Source organism: Ensifer sp. (assembly GCF_031989085.1).
Classification (GTDB): Bacteria; Pseudomonadota; Alphaproteobacteria; order Rhizobiales; family Rhizobiaceae; genus Ensifer.
Map to the genome: position 1 here is coordinate 1060443 of NZ_DALZXU010000001.1, position 24714 is coordinate 1085156.

General features: G+C 63.1%; 19 protein-coding genes. 10 read left to right on the top strand and 9 right to left on the bottom strand.

Annotation, left to right across the window (positions count from 1 at the left end):
- Window positions 1-20: 20 nt before the first annotated feature.
- The 3 genes from RTP54_RS05155 to RTP54_RS05165 are packed head-to-tail and all read left to right on the top strand — an operon-like array spanning window position 21 to window position 5116.
- Complete coding sequence (locus tag RTP54_RS05155) at window positions 21-722, top strand: response regulator transcription factor (protein ID WP_112807142.1); 702 nt, start codon at window positions 21-23, stop codon at window positions 720-722.
- Window positions 719-2125 (top strand): sensor histidine kinase, encoded by a 1407-nt coding sequence (locus RTP54_RS05160; RefSeq protein WP_112807140.1) that lies wholly within the window; start codon window positions 719-721, stop codon window positions 2123-2125. The genes RTP54_RS05155 and RTP54_RS05160 overlap by 4 nt, the downstream gene beginning before the upstream one ends.
- A 33-nt stretch (window positions 2126-2158) precedes the next feature.
- Window positions 2159-5116: a bifunctional [glutamine synthetase] adenylyltransferase/[glutamine synthetase]-adenylyl-L-tyrosine phosphorylase gene (locus RTP54_RS05165; RefSeq protein WP_312361401.1), complete on the top strand. Its 2958-nt coding sequence runs from the start codon at window positions 2159-2161 to the stop codon at window positions 5114-5116.
- Here RTP54_RS05165 and RTP54_RS05170 read toward each other — a convergent pair.
- On the bottom strand, window positions 5095-7455 hold the full coding sequence (locus RTP54_RS05170; protein WP_162703328.1) for an ATP-binding protein: 2361 nt from the start codon (window positions 7453-7455) through the stop codon (window positions 5095-5097). The genes RTP54_RS05165 and RTP54_RS05170 overlap by 22 nt on opposite strands.
- Before the next feature lie 184 nt (window positions 7456-7639).
- The gene (gene pepN / locus RTP54_RS05175) at window positions 7640-10288 is read right to left on the bottom strand and encodes an aminopeptidase N (protein ID WP_312361402.1); all 2649 of its coding nucleotides are present in this window, start codon (window positions 10286-10288) and stop codon (window positions 7640-7642) included.
- A 421-nt stretch (window positions 10289-10709) separates the two neighbouring features.
- Between pepN and RTP54_RS05180 the strand changes: the two genes are divergently transcribed.
- Window positions 10710-11648, top strand: a complete 939-nt coding sequence (locus RTP54_RS05180; RefSeq protein WP_112817497.1) for a DMT family transporter — start codon at window positions 10710-10712, stop codon at window positions 11646-11648.
- A 9-nt stretch (window positions 11649-11657) separates the two neighbouring features.
- Here the strand turns inward: RTP54_RS05180 and RTP54_RS05185 are convergent, their stop codons facing one another.
- From RTP54_RS05185 to RTP54_RS05205, 5 genes are all read right to left on the bottom strand, one after another.
- The gene (locus RTP54_RS05185) at window positions 11658-12950 is read right to left on the bottom strand and encodes an MFS transporter (RefSeq protein WP_312361404.1); all 1293 of its coding nucleotides are present in this window, start codon (window positions 12948-12950) and stop codon (window positions 11658-11660) included.
- Window positions 12951-13161: 211 nt separating this feature from the next.
- Window positions 13162-13317, bottom strand: coding sequence for a hypothetical protein (locus RTP54_RS05190; RefSeq protein ID WP_167590825.1), 156 nt, complete (start codon window positions 13315-13317; stop codon window positions 13162-13164).
- Window positions 13318-13374: 57 nt separating this feature from the next.
- The gene (locus tag RTP54_RS05195) at window positions 13375-13551 is read right to left on the bottom strand and encodes a hypothetical protein (RefSeq protein WP_112807130.1); all 177 of its coding nucleotides are present in this window, start codon (window positions 13549-13551) and stop codon (window positions 13375-13377) included.
- Between the two features lie 142 nt (window positions 13552-13693).
- Window positions 13694-14590, bottom strand: coding sequence for a uracil-DNA glycosylase (locus RTP54_RS05200; protein WP_312361405.1), 897 nt, complete (start codon window positions 14588-14590; stop codon window positions 13694-13696).
- A gap of 41 nt (window positions 14591-14631) precedes the next feature.
- Window positions 14632-15930, bottom strand: a complete 1299-nt coding sequence (locus RTP54_RS05205; protein WP_312361406.1) for an Hsp70 family protein — start codon at window positions 15928-15930, stop codon at window positions 14632-14634.
- A gap of 482 nt (window positions 15931-16412) precedes the next feature.
- Here RTP54_RS05205 and RTP54_RS05210 point away from each other — a divergent pair, with 482 nt between their 5' ends.
- Window positions 16413-18077: an electron transfer flavoprotein-ubiquinone oxidoreductase gene (locus RTP54_RS05210; protein WP_112817500.1), complete on the top strand. Its 1665-nt coding sequence runs from the start codon at window positions 16413-16415 to the stop codon at window positions 18075-18077.
- Window positions 18078-18164: 87 nt separating this feature from the next.
- Here the strand turns inward: RTP54_RS05210 and RTP54_RS05215 are convergent, their stop codons facing one another.
- Window positions 18165-19064: an alpha/beta hydrolase gene (locus RTP54_RS05215; RefSeq protein ID WP_312361407.1), complete on the bottom strand. Its 900-nt coding sequence runs from the start codon at window positions 19062-19064 to the stop codon at window positions 18165-18167.
- Window positions 19065-19159: 95 nt separating this feature from the next.
- Here RTP54_RS05215 and RTP54_RS05220 point away from each other — a divergent pair, with 95 nt between their 5' ends.
- The 3 genes from RTP54_RS05220 (at window position 19160) to RTP54_RS05230 (ending at window position 22013) form a co-directional block, all read left to right on the top strand.
- Window positions 19160-19726: an ABATE domain-containing protein gene (locus tag RTP54_RS05220; RefSeq protein ID WP_312361408.1), complete on the top strand. Its 567-nt coding sequence runs from the start codon at window positions 19160-19162 to the stop codon at window positions 19724-19726.
- A 282-nt stretch (window positions 19727-20008) separates the two neighbouring features.
- Window positions 20009-21007 carry an ABC transporter substrate-binding protein gene (locus RTP54_RS05225; RefSeq protein WP_112817503.1) on the top strand — a complete coding sequence of 333 codons (999 nt, stop codon included), beginning with the start codon at window positions 20009-20011 and terminating at the stop codon, window positions 21005-21007.
- A 118-nt stretch (window positions 21008-21125) separates the two neighbouring features.
- On the top strand, window positions 21126-22013 hold the full coding sequence (locus tag RTP54_RS05230; RefSeq protein WP_312361409.1) for a proline/glycine betaine ABC transporter permease: 888 nt from the start codon (window positions 21126-21128) through the stop codon (window positions 22011-22013).
- 63 nt (window positions 22014-22076) lie between these two features.
- Here RTP54_RS05230 and RTP54_RS05235 read toward each other — a convergent pair whose 3' ends face one another.
- Window positions 22077-22988 (bottom strand): DMT family transporter, encoded by a 912-nt coding sequence (locus tag RTP54_RS05235; RefSeq protein ID WP_312361410.1) that lies wholly within the window; start codon window positions 22986-22988, stop codon window positions 22077-22079.
- Window positions 22989-23139: 151 nt separating this feature from the next.
- Here RTP54_RS05235 and RTP54_RS05240 point away from each other — a divergent pair, with 151 nt between their 5' ends.
- Together RTP54_RS05240 and RTP54_RS05245 are read left to right on the top strand one after the other, a co-directional pair.
- The gene (locus tag RTP54_RS05240) at window positions 23140-23607 is read left to right on the top strand and encodes an Lrp/AsnC family transcriptional regulator (RefSeq protein WP_112807112.1); all 468 of its coding nucleotides are present in this window, start codon (window positions 23140-23142) and stop codon (window positions 23605-23607) included.
- 142 nt (window positions 23608-23749) lie between these two features.
- Entirely contained in the window at window positions 23750-24673 is a 924-nt protein-coding gene (locus RTP54_RS05245; protein WP_312361411.1) for a diacylglycerol kinase family lipid kinase, read from the top strand.
- The last annotated feature ends 41 nt before the right edge of the window (window positions 24674-24714 follow it).

Sequence of the window (24714 nt, forward strand, 5' to 3'; positions counted from 1 at the left end):
ACAGACAGGGGTCCGGGACTATGGTCACGCGTATGAAGATTCTGATCATTGAAGACGATATCGAGGCTGCCGCCTATCTGGCAAAGGCGTTCCGGGAAGCCGGGATCGTCTGTGACCACGCCAGCGATGGCGAGAGTGGCCTCTTCATGGCGAGCGAGAACAGCTACGACGTGCTCGTGGTCGACCGCATGTTGCCGCGCCGAGACGGCCTGTCGGTGATCTCGGAGCTGCGTCGCAAGGATATCCACACGCCGGTGCTGATCCTGTCGGCGCTCGGCCAGGTCGACGACCGGGTGACGGGCCTGCGCGCCGGCGGCGACGATTACCTGCCGAAGCCCTATGCCTTCAACGAGCTTCTCGCCCGTGTCGAGGTGCTCGGCCGCCGCAAGGGAACGCCGGAACAGGACATGGTCTATCGGGTCGGCGACCTCGAGCTCGACCGCCTGTCGCACTCGGTCCGCCGCCAGGGCAAGGAAATTCCGCTGCAGCCGCGCGAGTTCCGGCTGCTCGAATATCTGATGAAGAATGCCGGCCAGGTCGTCACCCGCACGATGCTGCTCGAAAACGTCTGGGACTACCACTTCGACCCGCAGACCAACGTCATCGACGTGCACGTCTCGCGGCTGCGCTCGAAGATCGAGAAGGACTTCGACCTGCCGCTGCTGCGAACCGTGCGGGGTGCCGGCTATATGATCAAGGATGACCGGACCGCGACCGCATGAGCAAAATCGGCGTCCTGTTCCGGACAACTGCGGTTCGGCTGTCTGCGCTCTACCTGATCCTCTTTTCGCTCTGCGCCGCCTTTCTCGTCTTCTACGTCACCGGCATGTCGGAGCGGCTGCTGCAGCAGCAGACGCGCGATGCGGTGACGGCGGAGGTGACGCAGATCGAGCAGGTCTACACCCGCGCCGGGATCAACGGCCTGCTGCGCTCGCTCGAGAGGCGCGCGCGCCAGCCGGGTGCCAATCTCTATGTGATCGCCGGCCCGAGCGGTGAAATCCTTGCCGGCAATGTCGCCAGCCTCGAGCCCGGCCTACTCGATCGTGAAGGCTGGACCGACAAACCCTTCGCCTACCAGCGCTATACCGACGAAACGCGCCAGGACAGCCATGTGGCGCTTGCCCATGTGCTCGTGCTCGACAACGGCCTGCGCATCCTGGTCGGCCGTGACCTGCAGGAGCCGCAGAAGTTTCGCGCCCTCGTGCGCCAGGCGCTCATGGTGGCGCTCGGCATCATGGGGATCGGGGCGCTGATCATCTGGTTCGCCATCGGTCGCAACGCACTGAAGCGCATCGACCGCATGTCCGAGGCTAGCACCAAGATCATGGCGGGCGATCTGTCGCAGCGCCTGCCGATGAGCGGTTCCGGTGACGAATTCGACCGGCTTTCGGAATCCCTGAATGCGATGCTCGAACGCATCGAGAAGCTGAACGAAGGCCTGCGCCAGGTCTCCGACAATATCGCCCACGACCTGAAGACGCCGCTGACGCGGCTGCGCAACAAGGCGGAAGCGGCATTGGCGCGCAAGGGCACGAGCCAGCGCGGCGCGCTCGAGGAAATCATCGGCGAATCGGACCAGCTGATCCGCACCTTCAATGCGCTCTTGATGATCTCGCGCGTCGAGGCAGGTTCGGCGGCAGCGGAGATGAGCGAGGTCGACCTGTCGCAGATCGTGTCGGACTGCGTCGAACTCTATGAACCGGTCGCCGAAGATGTCGGTTTGCGGCTGGAGGCAGATGTCGAGCCGGGCATGGTCATTTCGGGCAATCGTGAACTCGTCGGCCAGGCGCTCGGCAACCTGCTGGACAACGCGCTCAAATACGCTGAAGGCGCCACCGATCCGCAGATCAAGGTTTCGCTCGGCAAGCGCGACGGCAAGGTCGTCCTGTCGGTCGCCGATCACGGCCCCGGTGTTCCCGAAGACAAGCGCGAGGACGTCGTCAAGCGCTTTGTGCGGCTGGATGAAAGCCGCTCGAAGCCAGGCACGGGCCTCGGCCTGTCGCTGGTCGAGGCCGTGATGGAGATGCACCACGGTGACCTGGATCTGGCCGCGACCGATCCCGATGCGGCCGAGAACGGCAAGGGATTGACGGTGCACATGGTTTTCCCGCCGCCCGCGAGCTGATAGACCGGTTTGCGGAGAACAGGGGGAGACGGCATGCAGGACATGATGGCGGTGCAGGGATGGGGTCTGGAAACGGTGCCGATCAAGCCGGCAAGCCAGGCAGATGCCAAATCCGCGCTGTCGGTGCTGAAGGACATGGCCAAGGGCCATGTGCAGATCAGCCGTCTGCTTTCGTCCGAAACCCCGTTCAAGGCTTTCGTGGTCGCCGCCTTTGCCTTGTCGCCGTTCCTGCGTGATACCGGCGGCAGCCAGCCCGGCATTCTCGAGCAGATCCTGTCCGAGCCGCTGCAGGATTTTCTGACCGAGCGCGTGCGGCGCGCGCGGGACGCCTGGGTGCCGGCGGAGCCCGGCGTGGCGCTCGCCGATACCGAGATCATGACGCGCCTTCGCAAGGCCAAGCGGGAGCTTGCCTTCGCGGTCGCACTTGCCGACCTCGCCCGGCACTTCGACGGGCGCGAGACAACGCGCTGGCTGAGTGAATTTGCGGGAGCTGCGGTCTCGGCGACGATCGACCATCTGCTCCTGAGCGGCCATCAGGGCGGCAAGCTGGTGCTCAAGGACGTGGCCGCGCCGAGCGTCGGCTCGGGGGTCGTCGTTCTCGGCATGGGCAAGCTCGGTGCCTTCGAGCTCAACTACTCCTCCGATATCGATCTCGTGGTATTCTACGATCCGCAGTCCGGCATCATCGTCGATCGCGACGATGCCTCGGAGACTTTCGGCCGCTTGCTGCGCCGCCTTATCCGCATTCTCCAGGAGCGCACCGGCGACGGCTACGTCTTTCGCACCGACTTGCGGCTGCGCCCGGATCCGGGTTCGACGCCGCTCGCGATCCCTGTCGAGGCGGCAATGCTCTATTACGAGGGCAGGGGCCAGAACTGGGAGCGTGCCGCCTTCATCAAGGCGCGGCCCGTCGCCGGTGATATCGCCGCGGGCGAGGCCTTCCTGAAGGAGCTGACCCCCTTCGTCTTTCGCAAATACCTCGATTATGCGGCCATCGCCGACATCCATTCGATCAAGCGGCAGATCCATGCTCACAAGGGCCACGGCGAGATTGCGGTCAAGGGCCACAACATCAAGCTCGGCCGCGGGGGCATCCGCGAGATCGAGTTCTTCGTCCAGACGCAGCAACTGATCGCCGGCGGCCGCATGCCCGATTTGCGGCTGAAGGCGACCGAACCGATGCTGCGGGCGCTGGTGAAGGCCGGCTGGATCGACGAGACGACGGCAGACGAACTGGTGGAGGCCTACTGGTTCCTGCGCGATGTCGAACACCGCATCCAGATGGTGCGCGACGAGCAAACCCACGTTCTGCCGGAGACCGAGGCGGAATTGAAGCGCATCGCCTTCATGCTCGGTTTCGATGACACGGCCGGTTTCTCCAAGGCGCTGTCGAAGGTTCTGCGCACGGTCGAGCGTCGCTACGCCCAGCTCTTCGAGCAGGAGGCGAAGCTTTCGAGCGAGACCGGTAATCTCGTCTTCACCGGCCAGCGCGACGATCCCGACACGCTCGACACCTTGAGGAAGCTCGGCTTCCAGCGGCCGTCCGACATCTCGCACACGATCCGCACCTGGCATTACGGGCGCTATCGCGCGACGCAATCAGTGGAGGCACGCGAGCGGTTGACGGAACTGACGCCGCAGCTGTTGCGCGTCTTCGGCGAGAGCCGGCGCGCCGACGAGGCGCTCCTGCGCTTCGATCACTTCATTTCCGGCCTGCCGGCCGGCATCCAGCTGTTTTCGCTGCTCGGCAACAATCCAAGGCTCCTGTCGCTGATCGTCAACGTCATGTCCTCGGCGCCGCGGCTTGCCGAGATCATCGCGGCGCGGCCGCATGTGTTCGACGGCATGCTGGATCCGGGCCTGCTGGCGGAGCTGCCGACGAGGGACTATCTCGCGCCGCGCATCGCCAACTTCGTAGCCGGCGGTCGCCATTACGAAGAGGTGCTCGACCGGCTGCGCATCATCGCCGCCGAGCAGCGCTTCCTGATCGGCATTCGCCTTTTGACCGGTTCGATCTCCGGGGCGCAGGCCGGCCGTGCCTTCACCGATCTCGCGGATCTGATCATCGCTGCGGCGGTCGATGCGGTGCTTGCCGAAATGCGTTCGGTCCACGGCGATTTCAAGGGCGGGCGCATCGTCGTCGTCGGCATGGGCAAGCTCGGCAGTCATGAACTGACGGCTGGCTCCGACGTCGATCTCATCCTGCTCTACGACTATGACGACGCCGCCTCGGAATCGGACGGCGGCAAACCGCTCGATCCGACGCGCTATTTCACCCGACTGACGCAGCGCCTGATCGCGGCACTTTCGGCTCCGACCGCCGAGGGCGTGCTTTACGAGGTCGACATGCGGCTGAGGCCCTCCGGCAACAAGGGGCCGGTCGCCACCCGGATCAATGCCTTTGCCAAGTATCAGCGCGAAGAGGCCTGGACCTGGGAGCATCTGGCCCTGACGCGCGCCCGCTGCATCTGCGGCGACGGCAGCCTGAAGGCCGAGGCCGACGCGATTTTTGCCGAAGTGCTCGGAAAGAAGCGCGATATCGCCAAGGTCAGCGCCGACGTGATCTCGATGCGCGAGATGATCGACAGCGAGAAGCCGCCGCGCGACATCTGGGACTTCAAGCTTATCCCCGGCGGTCTCGTCGATATCGAATTCATCGCGCAGTATCTGGCTCTTGTCGCGCCGGCAAAGGGCGTGGCGCCGCTTGCCGCCGGTGCCCACACCGCCGACGCCTTGAAGGTGCTCGGGGCCGAGCTGATGAACCCCAACGATCTCGACACGGTGATGGAGGCGCTCAGCCTCCTGACCGAGCTGTCGCAGATCGTGCGCCTGTGCATCGAAGGGGAGTTCGACCCGAAGGAAGCGCCCGCCGGTCTCGTTGACCTCGTCTGCCGGGCCGGGGACTATCCCGACCTCAAGACGCTGGAGGCCGACATCAAGCGGCTGTCGAAGTCCGTTCGACGGATTTTTCAGTCGGTGGTTTCGGGGTAGGACTGCGGGTCGCCGTCGCGATCCGGCATGCGCAGTGAAATGATCGTGCCGATGTTCTCGGTGGAATGGATCTTCATCGTTCCGCCGTGAAGGCGCGTCAGCGACCGTGAAATCGCCAGCCCGAGGCCGGAGCCGCCCTTGCTCTTGGCGTATTGGCTCTGCACCTGCTCGAAGGGCTGGCCGATTTTCTGGAGCGCGTCACGCGGGATGCCGATGCCGGAATCGGCGATCGTCAGCGTCACGGCACCCGTGACCTTGCGGGCGCGCAGCGAAATCCGTCCGCCTTCGTTGGTGAACTTGACGGCGTTCGACAGGAGGTTGAGCAGCACCTGCTTCATTGCCCGCCGATCGGCAACGACGGTCAGGCCCGCGGCGATATGCTGGACCACGTGGATGTTCTTCTGCAGCGCCGGGATCGTGGTGAAGCGGATCGTCTCCTCGATCAGCGGCGCGAGATCAATCGTCTCGCGGCTGATGCGCATGTGCCCGGCCTCGATCTTCGACATGTCGAGGATGTCGTTGATGACGTTCAGCAGATGCTTGCCGCTCTCGTGAATGTCGCGCGAGTACTCGTCGTATTTCTCCGAACCGAGCGGCCCGAACATCTGGGTCTGCAGGATCTCGGAAAAGCCCAGAATGGCGTTGAGCGGGGTCCTGAGTTCATGGGACATGTTCGCCAGGAATTCCGACTTGGCGCGGTTTGCCGCCTCGGCGCGTTCTTTTTCCGCCTGGTAATTGGAGTTGGCGATCGAAAGCTCGGTCTTCTGCCGCTCCAGCGTCATGCGCGAGGCAGAGAGGTCGCCGATGGTGGCCATCAGCCGTCGCTCGGATTCGCGCAGCCGCACCTGATGCCGTTTCAGAAGCGTGATGTCGGTGCCGACGGACACGAGACCGCCGTCGCGCGTGCGCCGCTCGTTGATCTGCAGCCAGCGCTCGTCGGCGAGCTGCACCTCGGTCGTCTGCGAATGGTTGCTGCGGTCGGGGTCCGCGATGCGGCGCTCCACCACCGGGCGGGCCGCCGCCGCGTGAACGGCGATGCGCTCCGTGCCGGGCACCAGCACGTGGTCCGGAAGCTTGTAGGCTTCCTGGTAGTGTGTGTTGCACATCACCAGCCGATCCTGCTTGTCCCAGAGCACGAAGGCTTCGGACGTGCATTCGATGGCATCGGCCAGGCGCTGGTCTGCCTCCGCATAGCGCTGGGCAAGGCGATGCTGCTCGGTGACATCCATGGCAATGCCGATGAGATGGGCGCGGCCGGAGACGGTGCGAATGATCTCCGCGCGCGCGCGCAGCCAGACATAGTGGCCGTCCGCATGGCGCATGCGAAACACCTGGTCGATCTGGCGTGCATCGCCGCGGGCGATCGTGCGCGCGACCCCGTAGATGCCGCGATCATCAGGGTGCATCAGCCGCGCGGCATCGCCGAAGGAGAGCACGCTGCTTTCGCCGGGCATGCCCAGCATTTCGTACATCGAACGCGACCAGAACAGCCGCCGGTTGGCAAGATCGAAATCCCAGAGACCGCAGCGTCCGCGCGACAGCGCGGTCTCCACCCGCAGGTTGGATTCCACGAACACCGAGTCGGCGTCGCGGGCGCGCTTGGCCTGGATGTAATAGGCGTAGAGCACCACCAGCAGGATCGCCGATATGCCGGCAAACAGCGTCACATTGAGCGAGACCTCGTCGCGCCACGCCGTTTCCAGCTGGGTCACCGGCGTTGCCGCCAGGATGACGCCGGCCGCATCCGGCAACTGCGCCAGCGCGACGATATGGTCGATGCCGTCGATCGCCGTCTTCATGACGCTGGAATGCTCGCCGTAATATTGCAGCGTGGCGATGTCGGGCGCCACCGAGGCGAGTGTGCGGCCGATCAAGGGCACGCCATCCGGCGTGCTGGCAAAGATCCTGCCATCCTTGCGCACGGTGAGAAGGTACATGCCCGGGTCGAGCATGGCGGTCGGCAGGAACTGGGTCAGCCGTTGTTCGGCGTCCCAACGTCGTCCCTCTTCGAACAGAGTCGATCCGTCGGCCTGGAATGCTGCGACAGCCGTGGCGGCGGCAAGCCCGACGGTCTGGCGCGAGCTGTCCTCCATACGGCTGTGCTCGTCCATGATGCCCGACATGCGCGAAACGGCGACAATGATCAGGAACGCGATGATGAGGATCGGGATGGAACGCTTGAGAATAGGCTCCGCGCTCGCCAGACGCTGCGACGTCGGCTCGGCGAAAATCTTCGCCTGCGATATGAACTCGCGCTCGAGGCCCGTGAAGCCTGGAAGCCTGAGTCGCAACCGCCCGTCGGCTGCGCTCGCTGGTCGCGCGTCCGCCATCTTACCCAATGTGAAACCCTCTGATGATTCGGCGCGCCGCTCGCCCGAATCTGACTCAATGAATCACAGGGCGATTCGCCTTGTCCAGAGCAAAGGGTAAAGATTTGTTAACCATTTCTTATCGTTGGAAAATAATAGGCCGGGTCGCGCGAGCGACCCGGCCTATCGATAACACCCGTTTTTCCCAGGCTTTTCAGGCCTTGAGCATGCGCTCGACGATATCGCTGACATCGGCCGAAAGCGTCGTCGCAGCGGCGATTTCCTTCAGCGCATTGCGCGCATGGTCGGCGCGCCCGTCCTCGAGCGAGCGCCAGGAACGCATCGACGTCAGGATGCGGGCAGCGAGTTGCGGGTTGCGCGGATCGATATCGAGGATCTGCCCGGCGAGGAAACGGTAGCCCTCTCCGTCGGCACGGTTGAAGCCGGTCGGATTGGCAAAGGCATAGCTGCCGACGAGCGAGCGCACGCGGTTGGGATTGTTGCCGTTGAAGAGCGGTTCGGTCATCAGGGTCTTGATGCGATCGAGCGTCGCGGCTCCGGGGATCGTCGCCTGGACCGCGAACCACTTGTCGATGACGAGTGCGTTGTCGGCGAACCGCTGGCGGAAGGTCGCCAGTGCCTCGCTCGTCTCGGAGGCGTCCGGGAACCGGTGTGCGAGCAGGCCCAGCGCATGGCTGAGGTCGGTCATGTTGTCGGCGGCGGCGAAAGCTTCGGCCGCCCGCGCCGGATTGTCCTCGCCATGGATGAGATAGGTGAGCGCGGCGTTGCGCAAGGCGCGGCGCCCGGCACTTTGTGCGTCCGGGCTGAAGGTGCCCGACGACGCCATTTCGCCAACCAGCCGAAGGAACGTCTCGCGGCCGGCCACGGCGATCGCCTTGAGCACCTGTTGGCGGGCAGCGTGGATCGCGTCGGGATCGTTGTCGGCGCCGATCTCGCGGGAGATGTCGGCCTCGCTTGGCAGCGACAGCGCCTGCGAGCGGAAGGCCGGTTCGAGATTGTCGTCGGCCGCCGCATCGATCAGGCCGTCGATGAGAGCGCTTTCGACAGTGACGACCTTGCCCGCGCGAACGCTTGCCGTGGCCTTTACCAGATTGGCCAGCGCAATGGCGTTGAGGGCCTGCCAGCGGGCGAAGAGATCGCTTTCGTGCCGGGCGATCAGCGCCAGATCGTCGTCGGTCTGCTCGATATGCAGGTTGATCGGCGCGGAGAAGCCGCGATTGAACGAAGGCACGGGCCGCGACGTGACGCCCGAAAACACCACCGTCTGCTTGCGCTCGGTCAGGTGCAGCACGTCGCCGGTGATGTCGGCACCCGAAGCGTTTGAAAGGTCGGCTTCCGCACCGTTCTCAAGCAGCAGGGCCATGCGCAGCGGAATGTGCATCGGCTCCTTGGCGCTTTGCCCCGGCGTCGGCGGCAGGGTCTGTTCGAGCGAGAGAGTGAAGGTCCGTTTGGAGGCGTCATAGGCGCCGGAGGCCGTCACCAGCGGCGTTCCCGCCTGGTGATACCAGAGCGAGAACTGGCCAAGGTCGCGGCCGCTGACCTCGGCAAAGCACGCGATGAAATCCTCGATCGTCACCGCCTGGCCGTCGTGGCGTTCGAAGTAGAGATCCATGCCCTTCTTGAAAAGGTCGCGACCGAGAAGGGTCGCGATCATGCGGGTGACCTCGGAGCCCTTCTCATAGACTGTCGTCGTGTAGAAGTTGTTGATTTCGCGGTATTTCGTCGGCCGTACCGGATGGGCGAGGGGGCCCGCGTCTTCGGGGAACTGCTCCGATTTCAGGTGCCGGACCTCGGCAATGCGCTTGACGGCGCGCGAGCGCATGTCGGCGGAAAACTCATGGTCGCGATAGACCGTCAGTCCTTCCTTGAGGCACAGCTGGAACCAGTCGCGGCAAGTGATGCGATTGCCGGTCCAGTTGTGGAAGTACTCGTGGGCGATGATCGCTTCGATGTTGGCGTAGTCGGCGTCCGTCGCCGTTTCCGGGTCGGCCAGCACGTATTTGTCGTTGAAGACGTTGAGCCCCTTGTTCTCCATGGCGCCCATGTTGAAGTCCGAGACGGCGACGATCATGAAGATATCCAGATCGTATTCGCGACCGAACACGTCTTCGTCCCACTTCATCGAGCGCTTCAGCGCGTCCATGGCGTAGGATGCGCGCGGCTCCTTGCCGTGCTCGACATAGATCTTCAGCGCGACCTCGCGGCCCGACAGGGTAGTGAACGTGTCTTCGACGACGCCAAGGTCGCCGGCAACCAGCGCGAAGAGATAGCTGGGTTTCGGATGCGGATCGAACCAGGCGGCGAAATGCCGGCCGTCGCCCATGTCGGCGCCACCGAGATAGTTGCCGTTGGAAAGCAAGAGCGGTGCGGATTTCTTGTCGGCGATGATGTTGACCGTATAGACGGCGAGAACGTCGGGACGATCCGGGAAATAGGTGATGCGGCGGAAGCCTTCCGCCTCGCACTGCGTGCAATAGACGCTGTTGGTGCGGTAGAGACCCATCAGCTTGGTGTTGGTCTCGGGCGAGAGCATAGTGGTGATCGTGACTTCGAACGGCGCGGTCTCGGGCAGGCCCCGGATCGTCAGCGTGTCGTCGGTCACGTCGTAGAGCGTGGTTGCGAGCTCTTCCTGGTCAAGCAGCAGGCCGGTCATGACGAGTTCGTCGCCGTCGAGCACCAGGGCCGCCGATGCGTCGACGCCCTCCCGCCGATGCAGGATCAGCCGCGCTTCGACCTTGGTTTCCTTCGGGTCGAGTTCGAAGGTCAGATCCACTCTTTCAAGAACGAAGTCGGTCGGCCGGTAGTCTTCCAGATGAATGATCTGGCCAGTATTTGTCCGCATGGTCAGTCCCGCTCGCGCCTTGCTACTGGTGGATTTGTAGAGGGCGCTTGTGATGGTGAAAAGGCCAAAGGGCGAAAAGCCGGATATGCCACACGATTGTGATGCCGGCGACCGCACTTCCGGCAGAAAAGACATGGTGTCCGGTGTTCTTCCCGCTCCCTTATCTCCCTGACGTGTATCGAAGTGGCACTAACAAGAAATAAACCGGAAAGGTTTTTTTCGACCTCGCTAAAGAAATCTTCATCCACGGCGCCATGACTTCGAATTCATCAAGAAAAAACGCAAGTCATCAAGAAGTTTGATCCGACTTTCGGTGGCAGCGCGGCTAGAGTGGCGTGGTTCTCCGGTGAGCCTCTCACCAAATCTCCCAAACTGTCGCCGCTGCGGTCCTTGTCCGCGGAGGCTTGAAAAGTGCTTTTCCATGGATGCCGAAGTCGAAGACCCGATGAAGGGGATCCTGCTCAAGGTCCTGTCGGTCGTCATTTTCGTTTGCATGTCGACGTTGATCAAGGCGGCCGGGAGCGAGATGGCCACGGGCCAGATCACGTTTTACCGCTCCGCCTTCGCCATGGTGCCGATCCTCGGCTATCTCGCCCTGCGGGGGAAATTGCGCGATGCGTTCAAGACCAAGGACATCGTCGGCCATATCACCCGCGGTTTCGTCGGTATCCTGGCGATGAGCTTCGGGTTTTACGGCCTCGTCCATCTGCCTCTGCCCGAAGCCATTGCCATCGGCTATGCCATGCCGCTGATCGCCGTCGCCTTTGCCGCGATCTTTCTCGGCGAGACCGTCCGGCTCTATCGCTGGTCCGCCGTCGTCATCGGTCTGGTCGGTGTCATGATCATCACCTGGCCGCGACTGACGCTGTTTCGCGATGGTGGCCTTGGATCCTCCGAGGCGCTCGGGGCGGCGGCCGTGCTGGTCTCGGCTGCCCTCGGCGCGATCGCCATGGTTCTGGTCAGAAAGCTGGTGAAGGCCGAACGCACCCACACGATCGTGCTCTATTTCTCGCTGTCGGCCTCGGTCTTTTCGCTCGCAACACTGCCTTTCGGCTGGCCGAGCATCTCGACAGAGGCTTTCCTGCTGCTGATGGTTGCGGGTTTCTGTGGCGGCGTCGCGCAGATCCTGCTGACGGAAAGCTACCGTCACGCGGACATGTCGACGATCGCGCCGTTCGAATATACGTCGATCGTGCTTGGCCTGATCATCGGCTATTTTCTGTTCGAAGACGTTCCAACGAGCACCATGCTGATCGGCACTGCCATTGTCGTCGGCGCCGGCATCTTCATCATCTTTCGAGAGCATAAGCTTGGTCTGGAGCGCAGGGGCGCCCGCAAGCATGTCACGCCGCAGGGCTGACGCGCGCGCCTATTCCGGCTGGCGCTCCCAGGCCGGCACCGTGTCGTCCTCGATCAGATCGTCCTGTGACGCCTGCTGGGCGACTGGACTGGTGACATCTGGCCCTGGGGTCGGCAGCACCGTCGTCGCCTGAAAGTCGGTCTTGGCGACGAGACCCTCGTGCTGGCCGCGCTGCATGATGCGCCAGGCGGCATACCCGCCATAGAGCGCGAAGTAGACGGCAAGCACGATGAACAGCGAAGCGGGCCCGAACCGGTCCATGACGGGCCCGACCATCAGCGGGCCCGAGATCGTGCCGAGCCCATAGGTAATCATCAGGCCGGAGGAGATCTCCACATATTCGTCGGGCTTGGCGAGGTCGTTGGCATGGGCGACGTTGAGCGCATAGATCGGGAACAGCACCGAGCCGACGAAGGCGGCGATCACATAGAGCACCGTCGGGCTGCTGCCGATGGACGCGGACATCACCAGGCACGAGATCGTGCCGACGATGCCGCAGCCGACCATGACGATGCGCCGGTCGATACGATCGGATGCCCGGCCGATCGGGATCTGTGAAATCGCGCTGCCGGTCAAAAGCGACGCCAGCAACGTGGCGCCTTCCGCCGTCGACAGGCCGATCTTCTGGGTGAACACGCCACCGAGATTGAGCCAGGCGCCGGAGAGCGCGCCGGCGAGAAAGCCGCCGACGACGGCAACGGGGGAGCGGCGAAACAACCCGGGAATATCGAACCGCGCCTGCGCCGGCGGCGCCGGCATCGCAGAGGAGGAGAGCGCCGTCGGCAGCAGTGCCAGGGAGAACAGCACGCCGCACAGGATGAAAAGCGACGTGTTTGTCGGGTCTCCAAGCGGCACCATGTATTGCCCGCCGATGGTGCCGACCATCGTGGTGATCAGGTAGAGCGAAAACAGCATGCCGCGGTTTTCATTGGTCACCCGCTCGTTGAGCCAGCTTTCGATCACGAGATAGCTGCCGGAGATGGCAAAGCCGGATATCGCGCGAAAGACGATCCAGAGGCGCCAGTCGACGACAAGCCCGCAGAGCAGGATGGCAATCGAAAGCAGGGTGATGAGTGCGGTGAAGACGCGCACATGGCCAACGCGCAGGACGAATTTCGGCGTGATGATGCAGGACAGCGTGAAGCCGACCGTATAGCCGGTGGCGATGACGGAGACCGTCAGCGTCGACCAGTTCTCGGCAACCGAGCGAACCGGGATCACGTAGCTCTGGAGGCCGAAGGCCACCATCATCAACAGGGTCGACAGCATAAGGCTGAAGACGGAAGCGAGACTGGCCAGCATCGGCGCTCCTGAAACCGAACATGGCGCCGAGTTGACCAGCGGGAGGGCTGGCAACGAAGGCGCGATGCGGAGCGAGGGCGGTCTGGCGGAGGTGCCGGATGGGCCGATCGCTTCGAACTCGAAACGAGTGTGGCTCTATCCAGTTTTCAAGGCGCTGTCGATTGCGACAGCCGATAGCAAAAAGACGGTAACGATCCGTCGTCTGGCCGTATCAGTTCGGCAAAAGCGGGCTGATCGCCGAGCGATGGGCGCGGCGCGCGTCCTTGGTGGTGCTGAGCGCGGTGTATTCCCGCGAGGCACGAACGGCGGTGCCGATATCGGCAATCGAATCGAACAGGACCTTGAGGCTTGCGATGGGCTTGGTCATGATCTTGTTCCTTATCCTTTGACGTCGGCTCATTCACGCGGACAAGCCGCGTGGGGATCAGCGCTGGATGAAGTCGGCGAAGAGCTGCGACGGACGGGTGGTCCGGGCAAGGCCGATTGCAGTCATCTGCTCGTTGGCTGCCGTGCCGAAACGGTTGAATGGCGTCCGAAGAGCAGCGCCCGTGTGACGGAGCGTCTCAAAGCTGCTGTGGATCGGGCGAAAGCGGGCAGTCATGGTTCTTGTTCCTTATTCCATTCCTCCCGTTCCGATATATTGCGCTGCAACATGGATTTTGCAATGCATCAGAACGCTGCGCAGATATGCGCAAACCGCATGGCTTTCTTCATACTTTGTTCATGAAGCGGGCAGGTGGCCGTCAGCCGTTGATACGGGCCCTGAAGGCGAGCATATCCTGCCAGGCGAAGCGCTTGTTGATCGGCGCCGTCACCAGGTCCTGCGGGTGCAGGGTCGCAAGGGTCTGGACGGTGTGTCCGCCCAATTGCAGCTCACGCCATTCGCCGCGCAGCTGGTGGATGGTGTCACTACCGCCGAAGAAGAAGCGCGCCGTGAAATTCCCGAGCAGCAACAGATGCTTGGGTTCGGCAAGCGCAACCTGGCGCTCGATGAAGGGGCGGCAGATATCGGCCTCGCGCGCGGTCGGCACGCGGTTGCCTGGGGGGCGCCACGGCACGACATTGCTGAGGAGAACGCTTTCACGTGACAGGCCGATGCCCGCGAGCATGCGGTTGAGCATATCGCCGAGCCGGCCGGCGAAGGGCATTCCGTCGCGGTCGTCATCCGCATAGGGCATGGGGCCGACGATCATGATGCCGTTCGACGGATCGCCTTCGGCAAAGACGAGATTGCGGGCACTGTTTCTGAGATTGCAGCCGACGAAGCCTTCCATCGCAGTCCGCAACTCCGCAAGCGACCGCGCCGATTCGGCGGCAAACTGCGCCTCCTTGACGGCCTGGGCGTCCGGGATGGCAACCGCAGGGGCATTGACGGCGGGTGCCGGAGCGCGCGTCGTGTCGCGGGCCTGGGCACTTGCCTGGCTTGCCTGTTGTCGTGGCGCAGGCGCAGCCTCCGAGCGGGCAGAGGGCTGGCTTGCGCCCGCCTGCTGGCGCTGCTCTGAACGGGCTGCCTTCATCGCTTCGAACTCGGCGAAGCGATCGACCGGTTCCTCCTCCATCAGCCACTCGACGCCTGCATCCGCATGGAAGGCGAGCAGGGCGGCGAGTTGGCCGGGAGAAAGGGTGTCGGCAGAGATCATAGGCGCCAACCTAGCACGTCAGAAATTGGCGTCCAATGGCTTCACGCCGCATTCGCCGTCCAGTGACCGATATCCTCATGATCTCCGATCAGCGCCAGGCCGTGCGCGATCGACAGCAGTTCGCCGCCGCTTTCGATCCGGTCCTTTTCGAAGCGCCGCTCGAACAGGTTGCGCACCGCCGGTACGAAGGAAGTGCCGCCGGTGAGGAAGACCTTGTCGATGCTGGCGGCCGGCGTTTCCGTCGTCGTCAGCACCTCGTCGAGCGCCTCTTCGATGCGCGCAAGCTCGGGCGCGATCCAGCCTTCGAAATCGGCGCGGCGCACGGTGCGGCGCGACATCTCGCCGAGTGGCGAGAAATAGAACTCGGTCTCTTCCTCCTGCGACAGGCGCATCTTGGTCGCCGAGATCGCCTGGTAGAGCGGGTAGCCCTCGTCATGCTCGATCAGGTCGACGAAGGCCTCGAGCTTTTCCGGCTCCAGGCTCTGTCGCACCAATTTTTTGAGATCCGTGAAATCTTTCAATGTCTTGAAGATGGAAAGCTGATTCCAGCGGCCGAAGTTCGCATAGTAATTCGACGGCACTTCAAGCAGCTTGTCGAAGCTCTTGAACAGACTCCCCTTTCCAATCAGCGGCGAGATCACATTGTCGATGATGCGGAAGTCGAAATGATCGCCGGCGATGCCGACGCCCGAGTGGCCGATCGGCGTCGCCGTCAGGCGTCCCGCCTTGGTCTCGAACCGGATCAGGGAATAGTCGGTGGTGCCGCCGCCGAAGTCGGCAACCAGCACCGTGGCATCGCGCTTGAGGTTCTGGGCGAAGTAGAATGCCGCCGCCACCGGCTCGTAGACATAGTGGATCTCGGGGAAGCCGAATTCCGCAAGCGCGGCGCTGTAGCGCTCGAGTGCCAATGCCGGATCGGGGCTTGAGCCGGCGAAGCGAACAGGTCTTCCGACGACGATGCGGCTGTACTGGCTGGCCCAGTCGTCGCCGGCATAATCCTTCAGCTTCGTCAGGAACACGCGCATCAGGTCTTCGAAGCTGTGACGCTTGGCATAGATCTGGGTGCCCTGGAACAGCGGGCTTGCGGCGAAGGTCTTGATCGATTGCAGGAAGCGACAGTCGCCGGGATTGTCGATGAATGAACGGATGGCCGCCTGTCCCGCTTCTACCTTCAGCGCGGATGCACCGAGGTTCGGGTCCTTCATGAAGGAGAGTGCCGTGCGCATGGCGTCTGTGCTGCCTGCCAGGCTTTCGAAGTTCATCGAATGGGTGGTGTCGCCTGCCGAAACCGCGAGGACCGAGTTGGTCGTGCCGAAATCGAAGCCCAGTGCTCTGGCCATGTGAAGTCTCCTGACGTCTGTGTCTCTGGTGTCGTTGCGCCACGCCCGGTGAGGGCTTCGCAGGGCGACACGGCTCTATTCCGCGCGCCACGTTCAAAAGGCATGCCGGGGGAGGCCGGCAGCGCCTGGAATGTAGCGAAAGGCATGCCGTTCCGGCGCCATGGGGCGCCTTGCCGAAATGCCGGTTGCGGATGGGATTGCCGGCGTTTTCCGCCGGTAAGTCGAATGCCCGGCCTCGTGACATGGCTATTCGGCAAAAGCAAGGCTGGAAGGTGGGCGGCCCACAATCACATGGGTGAAATCACATATTTACGTTTACGTTCACGTCATATAGACATTTGTGCTAAACTCATGACCTCATGCGCAAAAGCGGGCATCGCCTGTCGCATCCCGGCTCGACAAGCCAAACGGCATTTGCCATGACGACATGATATGGCCTGGGAACTGAGCTGGCAGAAGACCGGCGGGACTGGAGAGACGGAATGAGCGAGCGACAAGAGCTACCCGAGCGCGAGAGCATGGAGTTCGACGTGGTGATCGTCGGTGCGGGCCCTGCGGGTCTCTCGGCGGCAATCCGGTTGAAGCAGATCAATCCGGAGCTTTCGGTCGTGGTGCTGGAAAAGGGCGCCGAAGTCGGCGCGCATATCCTGTCGGGCGCCGTCGTCGATCCCATCGGCATAGACCGCCTGCTGCCGGGCTGGCGCGAGGAAGCCGACCATCCGTTCAAGACCGAAGTCAAGGACGACCAGTTCCTGCTGCTCGGCCCGGCCGGCTCCATCCGCCTGCCGAACTTCGCCATGCCGCCCTTGATGAACAATCACGGCAACTACATCGTCTCGCTCGGCAATGTCTGTCGCTGGCTCGCCGGCCATGCCGAAGCGCTCGGCGTCGAGATCTATCCGGGCTTTGCCGCGACCGAAGTGCTCTATAACGACGAGGGTGCCGTGATCGGCGTCGCCACCGGCGACATGGGCGTTGAGCGCGATGGCGAGCCAGGCCCGAACTTCGCCCGCGGCATGGCGCTTCTCGGCAAGTACACGCTGATCGGCGAGGGCGTGCGCGGATCGCTCGCCAAGCAACTGATTTCGAAGTTCAACCTTTCGAAGGACAGCGACGTCCAGAAATTCGGCATCGGCCTGAAGGAACTCTGGCAGGTCAAGCCCGAGAACCACCGGCCCGGCCTCGTGCAGCACTCGTTCGGCTGGCCGCTCGGCATGAAGACCGGCGGCGGTTCGTTCCTCTACCATCTCGAAGACAACATGGTCGCCGTCGGCTTCGTCGTGCACCTCAACTACAAGAACCCCTATCTGTTCCCGTTCGAGGAGTTCCAGCGCTTCAAGACCCATCCGGCCATTCGCGGCACCTTCGAGGGCGGCAAGCGGCTGTCCTATGGCGCACGCGCCATCACCGAGGGCGGCTACCAGTCGGTGCCGAAACTGTCGTTCCCGGGCGGCGCGCTGATCGGCTGTTCGGCCGGCCTCGTCAACGTGCCGCGCATCAAGGGCAGCCACAATGCGGTGCTGTCGGGAATGCTGGCGGCCGACAAGCTGGCCGAAGCGATCGCCTCGGGCCGGGCCAATGACGAGCCGGTCGAGATCGAGAACGCATGGCGCCAGAGCGACATCGGCAAGGATCTGAAGCGGGTCAGGAACGTCAAGCCGCTGTGGTCGAAGCTCGGAACGGTGCTCGGCGTGACGCTCGGCGGTCTCGACATGTGGACCAACCAGCTGTTCGGCTTCTCGTTCTTCGGCACGCTGAAACACGGCAAGACCGACGCACAGGCGCTTGAGCCCGCGGCGCAGCACCAAAAGATCGACTATCCCAAGCCCGACGGCGTCCTGACCTTCGACCGGCTGTCTTCGGTGTTCCTGTCGAACACCAACCATGAGGAAGACCAGCCGATCCATCTGCAGGTGAAGAACCCGGAACTGCAGAAGACGTCGGAGCTCGACGTCTTTGCCGGTCCGTCGACGCGCTACTGTCCCGCCGGGGTCTATGAATGGGTGGAGAAGGACGGCAAACCGGTCTTCGTCATCAACGCGCAGAACTGCGTGCACTGCAAGACCTGCGATATCAAGGACCCGAACCAGAACATCAACTGGGTGCCGCCTCAGGGCGGTGAGGGGCCTGTCTACCCCAACATGTAAGGTTCGATTTTCGGGGCCGTGCGCAGCGCGGTCGTCCGGGCATCATGATTTCGAGGCGCCGCGCCAATGCCCGGCGCCTCTTTCGTTTCAACTGCGCGCCGAAATCCGATCGACGAAGTCGGCAATCAGCGGCGCGATCTCCGGCAGGCGTTCCTCAAGGGCGAAATGGCCGGTCTCGAACAGATGAAGCTCGGCGCCCGGCACGTCGGCCAGAAAGGCGCGGGCGCCGGCCTCGGTGAAGAACGGATCATGGCGCCCCCAGGTGATCAGAGCAGGCGGACGCGCATCGCGCAGCCATTGCTGCCACTCCGGATAGCGCGCGAGATTGCTCTTGTAGTCGAAGGCGAGATCGATCTGCGGCTGGCGGCGGTCCGGCCTGTCGAGGAAATGCTGGTCCATCGTCCAGCCATCGGGCGCGACCCGTTCCGGATCGGATGTGCCGCCCTCGTATTGCGCGCGCGTCATCTCCAGCGTCAGCAACTGTCGAACCTGTTCTGTAGCGCCGTCCTCTTCGGGGCTGAGCGCGATGAAGTCGCGCGCCGTGTCGGACAGGCCTTCCATGTAGGCGTTGCCGTTCTGGACGATCAGGCCATCGATCAGCTCCGGGCGGCGGCTTGCAAGCCGGAAGCCGACCGGTGCGCCGAAGTCGAAGGCGTAGAGGAAGAAGTGGCTGAGCGAGAGCGCATCGACAAAACCTTCGATCAGGTCGGCCAGGCGATCGAAACTGTAGACGAACGCGCCACCTTCGTTCGCAGACGTCGGGGCGTCGCTGTGGCCGAAGCCCGGATAATCCGGCGCGATCAGGCGATACCGGCCCCCAAGCGCGTCCATCAGCCGGCGGTATTGAAACGAGGAGGACGGAAATCCATGCAAAAGGAGCAGCGTCGGCGCGTCCGCGGCGCTCGGCACGCTTTCGCGGTAGAAGATCTTGATGCCGTCTACGACCGCAAAGCGGTGACGAATGACGGGGACGCTGATCATGCTCATGTCACACTCCTGTTGAGACGGTTCATGCATTAGGATTGCGCCTGAAAAACTAATGTGTCAATGTAAAAAACATGCATTAGAGAGATGGTTGTGAGATGGATCTGATCCCCTTCATTGGAGAGCCCCTGGCGCTGGACCTGATCAATACGCGTCCGTTGACGGGGGAAGGGCATGTCGACCTCATCGGCGACGCGAATGGGCTTGCCATGTGGGTGGAGCAGCAGGCGGGCCGGTTGCCGGAGACTTCACTCTGCCGTGCCGGCACGCTTTCGGACGAAGAGCTGGCGCCCGTCCACGCGGTGCGCGATCACGTCGCCTCGGCGGTGCGCAGCCTGATGGATGGTGGGGAGGTGTCGCCGGCCGATATCGCCGGCCTCAATGCGGCGATGGCTGCAGCGCCGGTGACGCGGCAGCTGGACTGGGGGGAAGCACCTTCCCTCAAAACCCACAGGACGGGTACACCCGTCGTCCGGCTGGCGGGCTTCCTGGCGGAGGACGCTGCCCTGTTGCTGACGGGCCCGGATGCCAGGCTCATCCGCAAATGCGAGGCTGACGACTGCGTCATGCTGTTCGTCGGCAACAATGCCCGTCGCCGCTGGTGTTCGGCCGGCCGCTGCGGCAACCGCATAAGGGTGCAGCGCTATTATCAGCGCAACAAGTAGAGCTGACAATACGGCCATTGCCTTGCCCATGCGCCGACCGCCTGCACGGTTTGGTGCGAGAATATTAGGAAAGGCAATCCTTGACGCAAATGGGAAAGTCCTTGCCGGAAAGACCCTATAGCCTTGAGGTTGCCGTCGGTTCGTGGAGCGTTCCGGCGGGCCTGCAGGCCGTTCGGTTCCTGTTGTTCTTGCGTCGGACCGAACCCTGTTGACACGCGACCGATCCCTGCGGTGAGATCGGTCGTCCGACGGGACGTACCGCCAGAACAAAAGGGAACAAAAATGCACAAGCTTCTTGCAACGACGTGCCTGGCCGCCGGCCTTCTGGGCCTTGCCGGCGCAGCCTCGGCAGCCGAATGCGGCGACGTGACGATCGCCAACATGAACTGGCAGAGCGCCGAGGTTCTGGCGAGTGTCGACAAGATCATCCTGACGGAAGGCTATGGCTGCAACGCCGAACTCGTCGTCGGCGATACCGTGCCGACGATCACCTCGATGATCGAAAAGGGTCAGCCCGATATCGCGCCGGAAGGCTGGGTCGATCTGCTGCCGGATGTCGTCAACCGCGGTCTTGAGGAAGGCAAGCTGGTCGGCGCGGCCGTCGCGCTTTCCGATGGTGCGGTGCAGGGCTGGTGGGTGCCGAAATACATCGTCGACGCCAACCCGGACATCAAAACCATCGACGACGTGCTGAAACACAAGGACCTGTTCCCGGATCCGGAAGACGCGAGCAAGGGCGCCGTCTTCAACGGCCCGCAGGGCTGGGGCGGCACCGTCGTCACGACGCAGCTCTACAAGGCCTATGGCGGCGAGGCGGCCGGCTTCACGCTCGTCGACACCGGTTCGGCCGCGGGCCTCGATGGTTCGATCGCCAAGGCCTACGAGCGCAAGCAGGGCTGGGTCGGCTACTACTGGGCACCGACGGCGCTTCTCGGCAAATACGAGATGGTGAAGCTCGGCCATGGCGTCGAAGCCGATGCTGCGGAATGGAAGCGCTGCAACACTGTTGCCGATTGCCCGGACCCGAAGAAGAACGACTGGCCGAAGGACAAGGTCCAGACGCTGGTGACCAAGACCTTTGCAGATCGCGCCGGTCCGGCCATGGACTACCTCAACAAGCGCGCCTGGACCAACGACACCGTCAACAAGCTGATGGCCTGGATGACCGACAACCAGGCGAGCGGCGAGGAAGGCGCAAAGCACTTCCTGCAGGAGAACCCCGATATCTGGACCACCTGGGTCTCGCCTGAGGTCGCTGAAAAGGTGAAGTCGGCGCTCTGATCGCCCTCGACTGACGAAAACGGGCGGCGCGCTGTTGCGTGCGCCGCCCTTCGAATGATGGCTGGCAGACACAAGACAACAAGAGGTCGCCGCCCGGGAGCAGTTGAAGGGGAATGGAATGGATTGGCTGACCCAGTTTCCACATATGGATGACGACCGCCTGCGGGCATTGAAAAAAGCGATCGACGAGGGCTTCCGCACCTTCACGCGCGCCTATGGCGACGGTATCGAGGCGTTCTTCGAACCGCTGCAATTCTTTCTGATCCAGTCGGAGCGCTTCATGACGCGCACGCCCTGGCCGATCATCATCCTGCTGATTGCCGTTCTCGCCTGGTTTGCCAGCCGGAACTGGAAGATCGTCGCCGGCTGTATCGGCACGCTGCTCGTCATCGGCTATTTCGACATGTGGGACGACACGATGAAGACGATCTCGATGATCTTCGTCTGTACCGTGCTGTCGATCGCCATCGGCATCCCGCTCGGGATCGTCATGTCCCGCTCCGACCGGGTCCAGAACATCGTCAACCCGATCCTCGACGTCATGCAGACCATGCCGAGCTTTGTCTATCTGATCCCGGTCGTGATGCTGCTCGGCATCGGCAAGGTTCCGGGGCTGATCGCCGTGGTGATCTACGCGATCCCGCCGATGATCCGGCTCACCAATCTCGGCATACGCCTGGTCGACAAGGATGTGCTGGAGGCGGCCGACGCCTTCGGCTCGTCAAGCTGGCAGAAGCTGAAGAACGTGCAGATGCCGCTCGCCCTGCCGACGATCATGGCCGGCATCAACCAGACGATCATGATGGCGCTGGCGATGGTCGTCATCGCCTCGATGATCGGGGTGCAAGGGCTTGGACAGCCGGTGCTGAAGGCGATCGCCAACCAGTACTTCACCCTTGGCATCTTCAATGGTCTGGCCATCGTCGGCATTGCCATCATCTTCGACCGCGTCAGCCAGGCCTATGGCCACCGGCTACAGAAGCATCGCGAAATCGTGCACGGCTAAGAACGAAACGGAAGCGCAAGAAGGCCCGGAGCCAGTCGGTTCCGGGCCTCTTCTTTTCCAGCCTCAGGCTTTGCGTGGCGAGAGGATGCCGGTCGAAAGCGCGACACCGGCGGCCGTGATGATGGCGGCGACGATTTCGAATGGCCCGATCTGTTCACCGAGAAGCATGGCCCCTCCGATCATCGCCAGAACCGGCGTCAGCGCCGTGAAGGCGGCAGCCTGGGTACCCCCGAGGCTGCGGACCGCAACGCCATAGGCGACCATGGCGACGAGGCCCGAAAGCAGGCCCTGGCTGGTGACCTGCAGCGCGATCTCCTTCAGCGGGACGCTGGCAAGCGTGCTGCCGTAGATGCCGGCAAGCAGCAGGTGGATTGCAAACGACCAGACGGCGATCAGCGCGCTGCCTTCAAGCGGGCTGAGGCCGGAGCGGCGGAAGGCGTGGGTGTAGATCGCCCAGAGCGTGGCCGCAGCCGGGAGCAGCACATAGCCGGTCCAGCCCGTACCGGTCGTCCCGGCAAGGCTGCGGGCAAGCAGAAGGACGACGCCGGCAACGATGGCGGCAAAGCCGATGACGCGCATGCGATCGGGGCGTTCGCCAAAAAGCGTGATGCCGATCAGGGCGGTTGCCAGCGGCATCGAGCCACCGAGCAGCACGCCGACCGACGAGGCGGGGGTGGCGTGAATGGCGAAGGCTGCGACCTGGAAAAACAGCGCGCCGGAGCCGGCGACCATCAGCACGAGCAGGTGTGCCGGCAGTTTGCGCGGCAGCAGCCCTGATTTCAGCCACACGGGCATAAGCACCAGCGCCGGAACGCCGTAGCGGATGAGGCCGAGATCGATCGTGCCGAGCGCGGTGCCGGCTGTGTGCCGTGTCGCAAGGATCCATCCTGCCCAGATCAGGACGGTGACGAAGGCGCCGGCGTAGCCGGTGGCAACGGGCGCGGCGCCGCCGCGGCCAAGTGTGAGCGCAACCATCTGAATTTCCTTCCCGATTTGAACGCCCGCGATTATCTGGGGCCGGGAAGAAGATTACTGCTTCGGGGCAGGGCATGTCCTTGCGAGTTGTGCTATCAATGGCCTATGGTGCGCAATCATCTGCCAAAACAATAACGCTGGAATGCAGACTATGCCAAATCTCGATAAATTCGATCTCGCGATTCTCAAGATACTACAGGAGGATGCTCGGGCAACGAACGTGGAGATTGCCGAACGTGTCAATCTGTCGCCTTCGCCATGCCTGCGGCGCATCCGCAATCTGGAGAAGTCGGGCATCTTGCGCGGCTATCGCGCCGATATCGATCGCAAGGAGGTCGGGCTCGGCCTGACCGTGTTCGTGGAGATCAAGGTCGGGCAGCACAGCCGCGAGAACGCGCAGCGGCAGCAGGAGGTACTGCTTGCGATCCCCGAGGTCGTCTCCTGCTTCCTGATCTCGGGCAATGCCGACTTCCTCGCTGAAGTCGTCGTCGAGGACTTGTCGGCCTACGAGAGATTGCTGACCGAGACGTTGCTGACCATGCCCGGCGTCACCGACATTCGCTCCAACTTTGCCATCCGCTCGATCAAGACGGGCGGCCCACTCAAGCTGCCGGAGTGATGCCGGCCCGCGCCGAATGCGGCGGGCGTCTTCGGTGCGCTAACCGCGTTAAGTTTTGGTAAGGCACTGGAAACGGCGCTAATCGCGATTATCTGTTCGCTGTGGACGCACGTGCCACGGCAATGGAGCCTGTAAGCCTTTCATGAAAATAAAAGCGATCTTCAATCGGGACGGGGGAACCTTCCGAACGACGGACATGACCGCCTATGGCGACAGGGTTCAGGCGATCTTTCGCGAGGCGGGGCATGAGATCGAGATTGCAACCGTCTCGGGCGCCGAAATGCAGGAGACCCTCGAAAAGACGTGCCGGCGCGACGATCTCGATGCGATCGTGGCCGGCGGTGGCGACGGAACAATTTCGGCAGCCGCAGGCGTTGCCTGGAAGACCGGCATGCCGCTCGGGGTCGTGCCGGCCGGAACGATGAACCTTTTCGCCCGCACGCTGAAATTGCCGCTCGACATCTGGAAAGCGCCGGAGGTTCTGGCAAACGGGACGATCATCGACGGCGACATCGGCAGCGCCGATGGCCGCGCCTTCGTACACCAGTTCTCGATGGGCCTGCATGCGCGCATGGTGCGCTACCGCGAATCGTTCAGCTTTCGCTCACGGCTGGGAAAGATCACGGCGAGCACCCGCGCCGCCGTCGGTGTCATCCTCAATCCGCCGGATTTCGAGATCGAGTTCGACGTGGACGGACATCACGAGACGCGCCACGTCTCCGCCGTGTCCGTGTCAAACAATCCGTTCGGACGCGATACGCTGATGTATGCCGACGATGTAACGGCCGGCCACCTCGGCTTTTATACGGCGCCGCCCCTCAGTCCGCCGGGCGTTGCGAAACTCGCCCTCGACGTGCTGCGCGGCAAGTTCCGCGATAATCCCGTGATCACCGAAATGAACGGCCACGCGCTGGATCTGCATTTTCCGAAAGTCGATCGCAAGATCAACTGTGTGATCGATGGCGAACTGCTGCCGATGGGGAAAGACGTGGCCTTGAGAATCCATCCGGGTGAACTCAAGCTCCTCGTCGGCGCCGACCGCGCCGGTGCCGGGGGCAGTCCGTAATCCCGGGATCAGTTTGTGATCCCCAGGATCAGTTCGTGATC

Excerpts from the sequence above, each read along its gene's own strand:
- RTP54_RS05160 (WP_112807140.1), top strand. The coding sequence starts at position 719 with ATGAGCAAAATCGGCGTCCTGTTCCGGACAACTGCGGTTCGGCTGTCT.
- pepN (WP_312361402.1), bottom strand. The coding sequence starts at position 10,288 with ATGCGGACAAATACTGGCCAGATCATTCATCTGGAAGACTACCGGCCG.
- RTP54_RS05165 (WP_312361401.1), top strand. The coding sequence starts at position 2,159 with ATGCAGGACATGATGGCGGTGCAGGGATGGGGTCTGGAAACGGTGCCG.
- RTP54_RS05230 (WP_312361409.1), top strand. The coding sequence starts at position 21,126 with ATGGATTGGCTGACCCAGTTTCCACATATGGATGACGACCGCCTGCGG.
- RTP54_RS05180 (WP_112817497.1), top strand. The coding sequence starts at position 10,710 with ATGGATGCCGAAGTCGAAGACCCGATGAAGGGGATCCTGCTCAAGGTC.
- RTP54_RS05245 (WP_312361411.1), top strand. The coding sequence starts at position 23,750 with ATGAAAATAAAAGCGATCTTCAATCGGGACGGGGGAACCTTCCGAACG.
- RTP54_RS05195 (WP_112807130.1), bottom strand. The coding sequence starts at position 13,551 with ATGACTGCCCGCTTTCGCCCGATCCACAGCAGCTTTGAGACGCTCCGT.
- RTP54_RS05190 (WP_167590825.1), bottom strand. The coding sequence starts at position 13,317 with ATGACCAAGCCCATCGCAAGCCTCAAGGTCCTGTTCGATTCGATTGCC.
- RTP54_RS05210 (WP_112817500.1), top strand. The coding sequence starts at position 16,413 with ATGAGCGAGCGACAAGAGCTACCCGAGCGCGAGAGCATGGAGTTCGAC.
- RTP54_RS05225 (WP_112817503.1), top strand. The coding sequence starts at position 20,009 with ATGCACAAGCTTCTTGCAACGACGTGCCTGGCCGCCGGCCTTCTGGGC.
- RTP54_RS05185 (WP_312361404.1), bottom strand. The coding sequence starts at position 12,950 with ATGCTGGCCAGTCTCGCTTCCGTCTTCAGCCTTATGCTGTCGACCCTG.
- RTP54_RS05220 (WP_312361408.1), top strand. The coding sequence starts at position 19,160 with ATGGATCTGATCCCCTTCATTGGAGAGCCCCTGGCGCTGGACCTGATC.
- RTP54_RS05155 (WP_112807142.1), top strand. The coding sequence starts at position 21 with ATGGTCACGCGTATGAAGATTCTGATCATTGAAGACGATATCGAGGCT.
- RTP54_RS05215 (WP_312361407.1), bottom strand. The coding sequence starts at position 19,064 with ATGAGCATGATCAGCGTCCCCGTCATTCGTCACCGCTTTGCGGTCGTA.
- RTP54_RS05205 (WP_312361406.1), bottom strand. The coding sequence starts at position 15,930 with ATGGCCAGAGCACTGGGCTTCGATTTCGGCACGACCAACTCGGTCCTC.
- RTP54_RS05240 (WP_112807112.1), top strand. The coding sequence starts at position 23,140 with ATGCCAAATCTCGATAAATTCGATCTCGCGATTCTCAAGATACTACAG.
- RTP54_RS05235 (WP_312361410.1), bottom strand. The coding sequence starts at position 22,988 with ATGGTTGCGCTCACACTTGGCCGCGGCGGCGCCGCGCCCGTTGCCACC.
- RTP54_RS05200 (WP_312361405.1), bottom strand. The coding sequence starts at position 14,590 with ATGATCTCTGCCGACACCCTTTCTCCCGGCCAACTCGCCGCCCTGCTC.